The sequence below is a fragment of the Pseudomonas syringae group sp. J248-6 genome, from assembly GCF_032586995.1.
GTDB classification, from domain to species: domain Bacteria; phylum Pseudomonadota; class Gammaproteobacteria; order Pseudomonadales; family Pseudomonadaceae; genus Aquipseudomonas; species Aquipseudomonas amygdali.
Window position 1 is genome coordinate 40,698 of record NZ_JAWHOP010000003.1, and the last position, 10,859, is coordinate 51,556.

Annotated in this window: 7 protein-coding genes; 3 read left to right on the forward strand and 4 right to left on the reverse strand. The window is 57.4% G+C overall.

The features are described 5' to 3' along the window. Positions 1 to 388: 388 nt before the first annotated feature. Together fadD1 and fadD2 are read right to left on the reverse strand one after the other, a co-directional pair. Complete coding sequence (fadD1, locus tag RYC17_RS04515; RefSeq protein ID WP_058408531.1) at positions 389 to 2,080, reverse strand: long-chain-fatty-acid--CoA ligase FadD1; 1,692 nt, start codon at positions 2,078 to 2,080, stop codon at positions 389 to 391. Between the two features lie 355 nt (positions 2,081 to 2,435). Then, positions 2,436 to 4,124: a long-chain-fatty-acid--CoA ligase FadD2 gene (fadD2, locus tag RYC17_RS04520; protein WP_316902585.1), complete on the reverse strand. Its 1,689-nt coding sequence runs from the start codon at positions 4,122 to 4,124 to the stop codon at positions 2,436 to 2,438. 368 nt (positions 4,125 to 4,492) lie between these two features. Between fadD2 and RYC17_RS04525 the strand changes: the two genes are divergently transcribed. After that, positions 4,493 to 4,963, forward strand: coding sequence for a MaoC family dehydratase (locus RYC17_RS04525; RefSeq protein WP_005743244.1), 471 nt, complete (start codon positions 4,493 to 4,495; stop codon positions 4,961 to 4,963). A gap of 170 nt (positions 4,964 to 5,133) precedes the next feature. Further along, on the forward strand, positions 5,134 to 6,786 hold the full coding sequence (locus RYC17_RS04530; protein WP_122280407.1) for a type III helper protein HopAK1: 1,653 nt from the start codon (positions 5,134 to 5,136) through the stop codon (positions 6,784 to 6,786). A gap of 230 nt (positions 6,787 to 7,016) precedes the next feature. On the opposite strand, the gene RYC17_RS04535 is transcribed toward RYC17_RS04530, so the two are convergent. Both RYC17_RS04535 and RYC17_RS04540 read right to left on the reverse strand, forming a co-directional pair. Next, positions 7,017 to 7,172, reverse strand: coding sequence for a hypothetical protein (locus RYC17_RS04535; protein WP_005743242.1), 156 nt, complete (start codon positions 7,170 to 7,172; stop codon positions 7,017 to 7,019). 89 nt (positions 7,173 to 7,261) lie between these two features. After that, positions 7,262 to 7,600: an aspartate-semialdehyde dehydrogenase gene (locus RYC17_RS04540; RefSeq protein ID WP_316902586.1), complete on the reverse strand. Its 339-nt coding sequence runs from the start codon at positions 7,598 to 7,600 to the stop codon at positions 7,262 to 7,264. A gap of 234 nt (positions 7,601 to 7,834) precedes the next feature. Here RYC17_RS04540 and rapA point away from each other — a divergent pair, with 234 nt between their 5' ends. Beyond that, positions 7,835 to 10,681 (forward strand): RNA polymerase-associated protein RapA, encoded by a 2,847-nt coding sequence (gene rapA, locus RYC17_RS04545; protein WP_316902587.1) that lies wholly within the window; start codon positions 7,835 to 7,837, stop codon positions 10,679 to 10,681. Positions 10,682 to 10,859: the final 178 nt, after the last annotated feature.

Genomic DNA, 10,859 nt, shown 5'->3' on the forward strand with positions numbered 1-10,859 from the left:
AGGTGCGGATTGTCGCAGATTGTGGCGGGTCGTGACGAATGGCCTGAGTGTCAGGCTATCCACTGAGGTCATGGTTTGCCGGCAGCACGGCTCAATTACAACAAAGTATGAGGTACGAAATACCGGACGCTCCGCGTCCTTTTTGCGACGCAGAGCGTCGAGAACTGCATTCCCACGCTGGAGCGTAGGGAACGATAATCGCAACTATCGTGCGGAACGATCATCTCGACCATCGTGCGGCGCTCCGCGTCGTATGCCTTTCCGGACGCTCTGCGTCCTCTTGCGACGCAGAGCGTCAAGACCTGCATCCCCACGCTGACGCGTGCGGAACGATAATCTCAACTATCTTACGGTGCTCTGCGTCGCATGTCGTTCTGGACGCTCCGCCCTACTTCTTCACACCCAGCTTCTTCAATTCCTCATCACGCAGCTCGCGACGCAGGATCTTGCCGACGTTGGTAGTGGGCAGGACCTCCCGGAATTCCACGCTACGCGGCACCTTGTAGCCGGTCAGGTTGGCGCGCATGTGCTCCATGACCTGTTCCTTGGTGAGGGTAACGCCCGGTTTGGCCACGACGAAAACCTTGATGGTTTCGCCTGACTTCTCGTCCGGCACGCCGATCGCCGCGCATTGCAACACGCCCGGGAGCGTGGCCAGCACGTCTTCCAGTTCGTTGGGGTATACGTTGAAACCGGAGATCAGAATCATGTCTTTCTTGCGATCGACAATCCGGATGTAGCCATCGGGCTGGATGATCGCGATGTCACCGGTCTTGAGCCAGCCATCACTGTCGAGCATTTCATCGGTAGCTTCCTGGCGCTGCCAGTAGCCTTTCATGACCTGAGGGCCCTTGATGCAAAGCTCGCCGGTTTCACCGAACGCCAGCTCGTTGCCAGCATCGTCGATAACCTTGCACAGCGTCGACGGCACAGGAATACCGATGGTGCCCATCTGCACGTCTTTAGCGGGGTTGACCGTAGCCACCGGGCTGGTCTCGGTCATGCCATAGCCTTCGCAGACCTGGCAGCCAGTGACCTGCTTCCAGCGTTCGGCAGCGGACTGCTGCAAGGCCATGCCGCCGGACAGGGTAACTTTCAACGCCGAAAAGTCGAGGTTGCGGAAACCCTCGTTATTGCACAAGGCCACAAACAGCGTGTTAAGGCCGACAAAGCCGCTGAACTTCCATTTCGAAAGCTCCTTGACCATCGCCGGCAGATCACGCGGGTTGCTGATGAGGATGTTGTGATTGCCGAGCAGCATCATCGCCATGCAATGAAAGGTGAAGGCGTAGATGTGATACAGCGGCAGCGGCGTGATGATGATTTCACACCCTTCGCCAAGGTTTGAAGCCATCAGCGCCCGGCACTGCAGCATGTTGGCGATCAGGTTGCGATGAGTCAGCATTGCGCCCTTGGCCACACCGGTGGTGCCGCCGGTGTATTGCAGCACAGCAACATCGACGCTGCCGGGCGACACGTCGGTCACTGGCTGGCCACGCCCCTTGCCGAGCACATCGTTGAATTTGACGGCTTTGGGCAAGTGATAGGCCGGGACCATTTTCTTCACGTACTTGATGACGCTGTTGATCAGCAACCGCTTGAGCGGCGACAGCATGTCGGCCACTTCAGTAACGATGACATGCTTGATCTGCGTTTTGGGCACGACCTTTTCGGCCAGGTGCGCCATGTTTGCCAGACACACCAGCGCCTTGGCGCCGGAGTCGTTGAACTGGTGTTCCATTTCCCGCGCGGTGTACAGCGGGTTGGTGTTGACCACGATCAGCCCGGCGCGAATGGCACCAAAGACGGCAATCGGGTACTGCAACAGGTTGGGTAACTGCACAGCGATGCGATCACCCGGCTGCAGATCGGTATGTTGCTGGATCCAGGCAGCGAACGCGCCGGACAGCTCATACAGTTCGCCGTAGGTGATGGTCTTGCCCAGATTGCTGAACGCCGGTTTGTCGGCGAAGCGTTGGCAGGACAGCTTCAGGACAGCCTGGACATTGGGATATTCGTCAGGGTTGATATCGGCGGGGATACCAGACGGATATTTGTCCTTCCAGAAGTTTTCAATCATTCAGTCGGCTCCGTAGCGATAGCGAATTCTTCACATCGCCTGAAGCGATGATTTTCTTGTGCTTGGAATTATGCAGTAGACGCTTTTTTCGCTTTATGACTGATCAAAAAGCGCGCCGAGAGTAGCAGCTTTGCCAAACGTCGACCAGAGGCATAAGAAGGCCGAACAGTCACAAAACAGACCATAAACAAAAAATAAGTCATTTTTAAAACTTTAAAAGGATATTTATTATTACCTTGAAAACACCAGAACAGAGCGGTCGCCCCCCATAATTAAGGGTTTTTCAAAAAACAAGACCCCGCATGCAGCAGTCTGCAAGCGGGGTCATGTACACAAATAGAGACGATTAGGTGACTCAGGCGATGTCACGAAGCTCCCGGCGCAGAATCTTGCCTACCGGCGTCATCGGTAACGATTCCCGCAGGACAATATGCCTGGGCACCTTGTAAGCCGTGAAATTCTCCTTGCAGAAGGCCTTGAGCTCTTCAATGCTCAACCCCGGCTCGCGCGCCACCACAAACAGCTTTACAGCCTCCCCCGAACGCTCGTCCGGCACACCGATACAGGCGCAGTTGGCGACTTTCGGGTGGGCCATGACCACGTCTTCGATTTCGTTGGGGTATACGTTGAAGCCGGACACGATGATCAGGTCTTTCTTGCGGTCGACAATACTGACGAATCCGTCGGCACCAATCACCGCAATGTCACCGGTCTTGAACCAGCCTTGTGCATCCAGAGACTCGGCGGTGGCAACCGGCTGGTTCCAGTAGCCCTTCATGACCTGAGGCCCTTGGATGCACAGCTCGCCTCGCTCGCCAAAAGGCAACTCGGCACCATCGTCGTCAATAACCTTCATAGCAGTGCCGGGCACCGGAATACCGACCGTACCCAGACGAGCCAGAGCACCGTAAGGATTGGCACTGGCGACAGGCGAAGTCTCGGTCAGGCCATAACCTTCAACGATTGTGCAACCAGTGATCTGCGCCCAGCGCTCGGCCGTGGCCTTGACCAGCGCAGTACCGCCGGAATTGGTGCTTTTCAGCGCCGAGAAATCCAGACTCCTGAACTGCGGATGGTTCATGAGCGCCACGAACAGTGTGTTAAGGCCGATCATGGCGGTGAACTTCCACTTGCCCAGCTCCTTGATGAAGCCGCCAATATCGCGAGGGTTGGTAATCAGGATGTTGTGATTGCCGCTGATCATCATGCACATGCAGTTCGCCGTGAATGCATAGATGTGATAAAGCGGCAACGGCGCAATCATTACCTCTGTGCCCTCCTCAAACAGCGAGCCGCCTTCGGGACGCTGCTGGCGCATGCAGGCATAGACTTGTTGCATGTTGGCGACCAGATTGCCGTGAGTGAGCATCGCGCCCTTGGCCAGCCCCGTGGTGCCGCCGGTGTATTGCAGCACGGCAACGTCGTCCAGACCTCGCGGCACGACCTGCATCCGGCTATCACGCCCCAGGCGAAGCGCACGCTTGAAGCCGACGGCCTGGGGCAAATGGAATGGCGGGACCAGCTTTTTGACCTTGTCGACGATGGTATTGACCAGCCACCCCTTGGCAGGTGACTGCATGTCGCCCATCTTCACTTCGATCAGGTGTTCAATTGCAGTGTCGGGGAGCACTTCCTGCACCAGCTTGCCGAACAGGTTGAGGTACACCAGCGCCTTGGCACCAGAGTCCTTGAATTGATGGCGCATCTCGCGTGCGGTGTACAACGGATTGGTGTTGACCACGATCAGGCCGGCGCGCATCGCACCAAATACGGCAATCGGGTATTGCAGGATGTTGGGCATCTGTACGGCAATACGGTCACCCGGCACCAGTTGTGTGTGCTGCTGCAGATAACCTGCGAAGGCGGCAGAGTGACGCTCAAGTTCGGCGTAGGTCAGGGTCACGCCCATATTGCTGAATGCGGGTCGGTCGGCAAACTTTCTGCAGCAGCGCTCAAATAACTCAATGACCGACTGATAGGTCTGTAAGTCCACCTCGGAGTCAACACCTGCCGGACGCTTGTCATCCCAGAAATCACTTTGCATTATTTTTATCCTCTTCCCTGCGTAGGCCTGGCCCGACGTTAGCAGTTAAAACGTCTCAGGCAAATAATCGGCCGAGCGTCATCAGCAGCATGAATCTTGCCTCCGTTCAGACTGAAATCTGCCGACGACGATACACTGCCAATTGCAGGCGGCCCGCTAATCAACAGGCTCTCGATACCGCAACAGCAGTATTCTCATGACATTCGCTTATTATTTGCCTTGAATGTGATCCGGGCAGCCCCGGCAAGCGTCTGAATGATCTTGTCCGCGCAATGGCGGCGGCAGGTCATCAAGTGTTACAAATCAAGGCTAAGTCGGATTGCACGAACCGGCCCGCTTCAATCCATTTTTATTGTCAGGACAGCCACATGACTCAAGTCACCAACACGCCTTACGAAGCCCTTGAAGTCGGTCAGACCGCCAGCTATAGCAAGACTGTGGAAGAGCGTGACATTCAACTGTTCGCCGCCATGTCCGGCGACCACAACCCGGTTCACCTGGACGCCGAATACGCCGCCAAGACCATGTTCAAGGAGCGCATCGCTCACGGCATGTTCAGTGGCGCGTTGATCAGTGCGGCCGTTGCGTGCGAGCTGCCTGGGCCGGGCACCATTTACATCGGTCAGCAGATGACCTTCCAGAAACCGGTAAAACTGGGCGACACCCTGACTGTGCGCCTGGAAATCCTGGAAAAACTGCCAAAGTTCCGAGTGCGCATCGCAACCCGCGTTTTCAATCAGAACGATGAGCTGGTTGTGGACGGCGAAGCCGAGATCCTCGCCCCACGCAAGCAGCAGACCGTCGACCTGACCGTATTGCCCGAGATCACCTTCGGCTGATACCGCGCATGGGCGTGCGCCACACAATGCGTACGCCAGACTCGCCAGTGGCTTGAACAAAAAATTCATGATGCATCCGGAACTGCTTTCCTGCGCTTTCCACTCAGGAAACCAGCGGCACTCTCTATCCGGATCACGAATTGTTCATCCCACAGGCGGGGAAATCAGCCATGAATATGATCAACAGAAACTATTACCCCGTCTCCGGGATTCCTGCGCAGGATGCCACTGCACAGACTGATCAAGCGCAGTCGCAAGGCCAGGGCATCAAGCCGGGCCACAATAGCAACCTGATCGACTTCGGCCTGATACAACAGGCCAACGGCCCGCACTCCTCGTTGAACACACTAAGCTCCAGAGTCCAGCCGACTGATACAAGCGCGTCTTCAAACATGCTGGGCGGTAACGGTGAGCAGGTACTGAACAAACTGGTGGCAGCCATTCGTAGCTTCCTCAAGGAACTGTTCTCTCTTTTACGCGGCAATCAGCAACAGGACGCTACACCGCCTGCACAGACTCAACGCGAACAGACACCGACGCTCGCTCAATCGCCCTCTTCCTCATCGTCGCCTTCGACGCCTCAGGGCAACGCAGAAAAACCCTTTGTGGTGCAGAACGATCACCCATCAGAAAAACCTGTATCACTGCAAAAAAATACAGAGCCGACGCCCGCTGCACCTTCACAAATAGCACCTTCACAAACACCACCGTCACACGCAGCCCCTCGCACCGCCGAGCGAAGCAGTGTCCCTCCAGACAAGACACCGACCAGGCCCGATGCGGTAAAACCAGCAGTGGTCCATGACCCTGCGTTGCCGAAAACCTCGACGGCCACCATCGCCACGCCGGATAACACAGTCAAAGCAGCAAAACCCGCCACACCGGCCGCACACGGCCCGGGCGCGGACATGTCAGGCATTGTGGGTTTCGCCAAAGACGCTGGCACGACCGGCGGTAACGGCGGCCAAGTGGTCACTGTGAATACCGTGGCGGAACTCAAGGAAAATATGGAAGACGACACCGCCCGTACGGTGCGTCTGGGAGCTAACCTGTCTGCCGACAGCAAAGTGACCATCAATTTCGGAGCCAACAAAACCCTGCTGGGCACCGACAAGGGCAACACTCTGCACAACATCTATCTGGCCAGTGGCAAAACCGCGAGCAACGATATTTTCCAGAACCTCAACTTCAACCACGACAGCCGTTACCGTGAAAACGGTGACATGCAGATGTTCATCAGCAACGGCAAGAAGTACTGGATCGATCAGAACACCTACACCGGCACCAAGGATCAGAACCCCAAAGGGCTGGATAAGCTGCTCTACGTGGGCGGGACGGCGGATAAAGTCAGCCTGACCAATTCAAAGTTTCAGAACAACGAATATGGGGTGATTCTGGGCCAGCCCGATGATTCTCCGGCTGCCAAAGCCGCCTACAAGGGCTATCCGCAGATGACCATTGCCAACAACGTCTTCAGCAACCTGGATGTCCGGGCCCCAGGCCTGATGCGTCACGGACAATTTCATGTGTACAACAACTCCATCGACAAATTCCACCTCGGCTTCACTGCGACGGGGGATGCAACGATTCTGTCGCAGTCCAACTATTTCGCAAAAGGCGTAGATGTTTCCAACAAGGCAAGTAACTCCGGCGTGCTGGATGACTACGGCGACGCCCACTTCAAAGACATCGGCAGTAACGTCAGTTTCACCCAGAAATCACCGCTGACCGCCTGGTCGCCGAGCTATAACCGGGACGTGAAAACAGCCGAAGAAGCCCAAGCCTACAACCTGACTCATGCCGGCGCAAAAACAGTGGCCTAAAGGCCTGGACTGAAATACGGACGAAAAAAAGGGCGACCTGGGTCGCCCGAAATGCCTTGCGTGCTCACTGACAGAATGACTGGCCCTGGCCAGTCGTTCTTTTTTGTGCCGCCGATACTGCGCTGGCGACGACTGGCTGGTCGTCGTGTTGCGCCGTATTCGATGGCATCAGGTTAAACGTGGTTGCACGGAGGCACCTTGATCCAGATCAATGATGCAGAAAGGGAGTATCAGCGTTTTTTAGGCTTTTTCTTTGGCTTTTTGCTGCTTAAAGGCATTGCCTGTTCGAAGGCATTGCGCACTTCGTTGAGGCGTTTGTCGTTCAAATCGTGAACGCGCCTGGCGCGCTCTGCGCCCAGGTCGATCAATTTTTCATCGTCGCTCATGGCTTGCCGCTCTCGAACACTGGAAATCAGTGCCAATAATGCTTAATCGCAGCGGCCATGACCAGCGAAGAACCGGGCTTTCCCGCTTATCAGATCTGAATATCCACCCAGAGGCCCTGGCGCGGCTCGTCGTCGATGAGCGGTACCACAGGGACAGTGTTGTCAGCGTTCAGAGAATCCCCCGGAACGACCAGCCCCTGATATTCCTCGGCCTCTTCAGAGGTTCGACCCTGCTGCTGTTGCTGACGCTGCTGTTCTTCACGCAACAACAAGCCGCTGCGTTCGGCATCTTCGTTGCGCAGGTCGATGGAAGTCTCGTTGGAGCTTTGCTGCACCGGTGCGACAGGCGGGATATCCGGTATGCGTTTGGCCGGGTCCATCTGTGATGTCACAGGCACCACACTTAACGGAAGCATAGGTTGCAGCATGGTTTTATCTCCTCTTACCGGGGTGTCGGCCGTGCACGAGGCAACTTGAACCGGGCTAAAATAGTCAGCAAATGTTTATAAGATCTTTTTCGACCGCTGACAGTGAAATTAGTGTCATGGAACTAAAAATTCGATGGGTTATCAGCGCTGACGATGAGTTTTTTCACGCTGCCTTTGGCCTTCGGTGCGCGTTCCGTTAACATACTCAGCTTTTTCAAGCGGGAGACAGGCAGCATGGCGCAGCAGTATCAACCGGGGCAACGCTGGATTAGTGACAGCGAAGCCGAGCTGGGTTTAGGCACCGTTCTGGCACAGGACGGCCGCTTGTTGACCGTGCTCTATCCGGCCACTGGCGAAACACGTCAGTACGCACTGCGTAATGCGCCGCTGACCCGCGTGCGCTTCTCCCCAGGCGATGTGATCACACATTTCGAAAACTGGAAGATGACCGTACGCGAAGTCGACGATGTCGATGGCCTGCTGGTCTACCACGGCCTGAACGCGCAGAACGAAGTGGTGACACTGCCGGAAACCCAGCTGTCGAACTTCATCCAGTTCCGCCTGGCTACCGACCGTCTGTTCGCTGGCCAAATCGACCAGTTGTCCTGGTTTTCGTTGCGCTACAACACGCTGGAGCACACCAGCCGCCAATTGCAGTCCTCTCTGTGGGGCCTGGGTGGCGTGCGGGCACAGCCTATCGCCCACCAGTTGCACATCGCTCGCGAAGTCGCGGACCGTATCGCGCCGCGCGTTCTGCTGGCCGACGAAGTGGGTCTGGGCAAAACCATCGAAGCCGGTCTGGTGATCCATCGCCAACTGCTGTCGGGCCGCGCCAGCCGCGTGCTGATTCTGGTCCCGGAAAACCTCCAGCACCAGTGGCTGGTGGAAATGCGTCGCCGCTTCAACCTGCAGGTCGCACTGTTCGACGCCGAGCGCTTCATGGAAAGCGATGCAGGCAACCCGTTCGAAGACACCCAGCTTGCACTGGTTGCCCTGGAATGGCTGGTCGAAGACGAAAAAGCCCAGGATGCCCTGTTTGCGGCAGGCTGGGACCTGATGGTAGTCGACGAAGCGCACCATCTGGTCTGGCACGAAGACAAGGCCAGCCGCGAATACTCGCTGGTCGAGCAACTGGCCGAAGTCATTGCCGGCGTACTGCTGCTGACCGCGACCCCGGAGCAACTGGGTCAGGACAGCCACTTCGCCCGCCTGCGCCTGCTGGACCCGAACCGCTTCCACGACCTCAAGGCCTTCCGCGCCGAAAGCGAGAACTACCGTCCGGTGGCTCAGGCCGTTCAGGAGCTGCTTGATAAGGGCAAGCTGTCCGCTGCGGCTCAGAAAACCATTCATGGCTTCCTGGGTGCCGAAGGCGATTCCCTGCTGGCAGCTGTGAATACCGGCGACGACGAAGCCAAGGCGCGCCTGATTCGCGAACTGCTGGACCGTCACGGCACCGGCCGCGTGCTGTTCCGCAACACCCGTGCCGCCGTGCAGGGCTTCCCGGAGCGCAAGCTGCATCAATACCCGCTGCCCTGCCCTGTGGAATACCTTGAGTTGCCGGTTGGCGAACACGCCGATCTTTACCCGGAAGTCAGCTTCCAGTTGCAGTCGGAAGTCAGCGAAGAAGAGCGCTGGTGGCGCTTCGACCCACGCGTCGACTGGCTGATAGACACGCTAAAAATGCTCAAGCGCGTCAAGGTGCTGGTCATCTGTGCCCACGCCGAAACCGCCATGGACCTGGAAGACGCGCTGCGCGTACGTTCCGGCATTCCAGCCACGGTCTTCCACGAGGGTATGAACATCCTTGAGCGCGACCGCGCGGCGGCCTATTTTGCAGACGAAGAATTCGGCGCTCAGGTCTTGATCTGCTCGGAAATCGGCAGTGAAGGCCGCAACTTCCAGTTCTCTCACCATCTGGTGCTGTTCGATCTGCCATCGCACCCGGACCTGCTGGAGCAGCGTATCGGACGTCTGGACCGGATCGGCCAGAAACACACCATCGAGCTGCACGTACCTTTCCTGGAAACCAGCCCACAGGAACGCCTGTTCCAGTGGTATCACGAGGCGCTCAATGCGTTCCTCAATACCTGCCCGACCGGCAACGCCCTGCAGCATCAGTTCGGCCCGCGCCTGCTGCCGCTGCTGGAAAGCGGTGATGACGATGAGTGGCAAGGCCTGATCGACGAAGCCCGCACCGAGCGTGAGCGTCTGGAAAGCGAACTGCACACCGGTCGCGACCGCTTGCTGGAACTCAATTCCGGCGGTGCCGGCGAAGGCGAAGCGCTGGTTGAAGCCATTCTGGAACAGGACGACCAGTTCAGCCTGCCGATCTACATGGAAACCCTGTTCGACGCCTTTGGCATCGACAGCGAGGACCATTCGGAAAACGCCCTGATCCTCAAGCCAAGCGAGAAAATGCTCGACGCCAGCTTCCCGCTCGGCGACGACGAAGGCGTGACCATCACCTACGACCGCAATCAGGCGCTGTCTCGCGAAGACATGCAGTTCATCACCTGGGAGCACCCGATGGTTCAGGGCGGCATGGACCTCGTGCTGTCAGGCTCGATGGGCAACACCGCCGTGGCGCTGATCAAGAACAAGGCGCTCAAGCCGGGCACTGTTCTGCTGGAACTGATCTACGTCAGCGAAGTGGTTGCTCCTCGCTCGTTGCAGCTGGGGCGCTACCTGCCTCCTGCCGCGCTGCGTTGCCTGCTCGACGCCAATGGCAACGATCTGTCGAGCCGTGTGTCGTTCAACACCCTCAACGATCAGCTCGAAAGCGTGCCTCGTGCCAGCGCCAACAAGTTTATCCAGGCACAACGTGACCAGTTGACCCCGAGAATCAATGCGGGCGAAGAGAAAATCACCCCTAGACACGCAGAACGCGTGGCCGAAGCACAGCGCCGTCTGGCAGCCGATACTGAAGAGGAACTGGCTCGCCTGACGGCATTGCAAGCGGTCAACCCGACCGTACGCGACAGTGAACTGGTCGCCCTGCGCACCCAGCGCGAACAAGGCCTGGCCATGCTTGAAAAAGCAGCCCTGCGCCTGGAAGCGATCCGGGTACTGGTAGCGGGCTGAAGCCTTGATACGCTCCGCGTTATCCATAAGCCTTTAGATGACTATCGTGCCGACGCTCTGAGTCGGTACGCCGTTCTGGACGCTCCGCGTCCAATCTTGCATTTGCGGCGCGGCACACATCTGTGACGCAGAGCGTCACGCACGGCATTCCCACGCGGAGCGTGCGGAACGGCAATAC

What these genes read in the sequence shown, in the direction of transcription:
- fadD1 (WP_058408531.1), bottom strand. Translation starts at nt 2,080, where the DNA reads ATGATTGAAAACTTCTGGAAGGACAAATATCCGTCTGGTATCCCCGCC.
- fadD2 (WP_316902585.1), bottom strand. Translation starts at nt 4,124, where the DNA reads ATGCAAAGTGATTTCTGGGATGACAAGCGTCCGGCAGGTGTTGACTCC.
- RYC17_RS04525 (WP_005743244.1), top strand. Translation starts at nt 4,493, where the DNA reads ATGACTCAAGTCACCAACACGCCTTACGAAGCCCTTGAAGTCGGTCAG.
- RYC17_RS04530 (WP_122280407.1), top strand. Translation starts at nt 5,134, where the DNA reads ATGAATATGATCAACAGAAACTATTACCCCGTCTCCGGGATTCCTGCG.
- RYC17_RS04535 (WP_005743242.1), bottom strand. Translation starts at nt 7,172, where the DNA reads ATGAGCGACGATGAAAAATTGATCGACCTGGGCGCAGAGCGCGCCAGG.
- RYC17_RS04540 (WP_316902586.1), bottom strand. Translation starts at nt 7,600, where the DNA reads ATGCTGCAACCTATGCTTCCGTTAAGTGTGGTGCCTGTGACATCACAG.
- rapA (WP_316902587.1), top strand. Translation starts at nt 7,835, where the DNA reads ATGGCGCAGCAGTATCAACCGGGGCAACGCTGGATTAGTGACAGCGAA.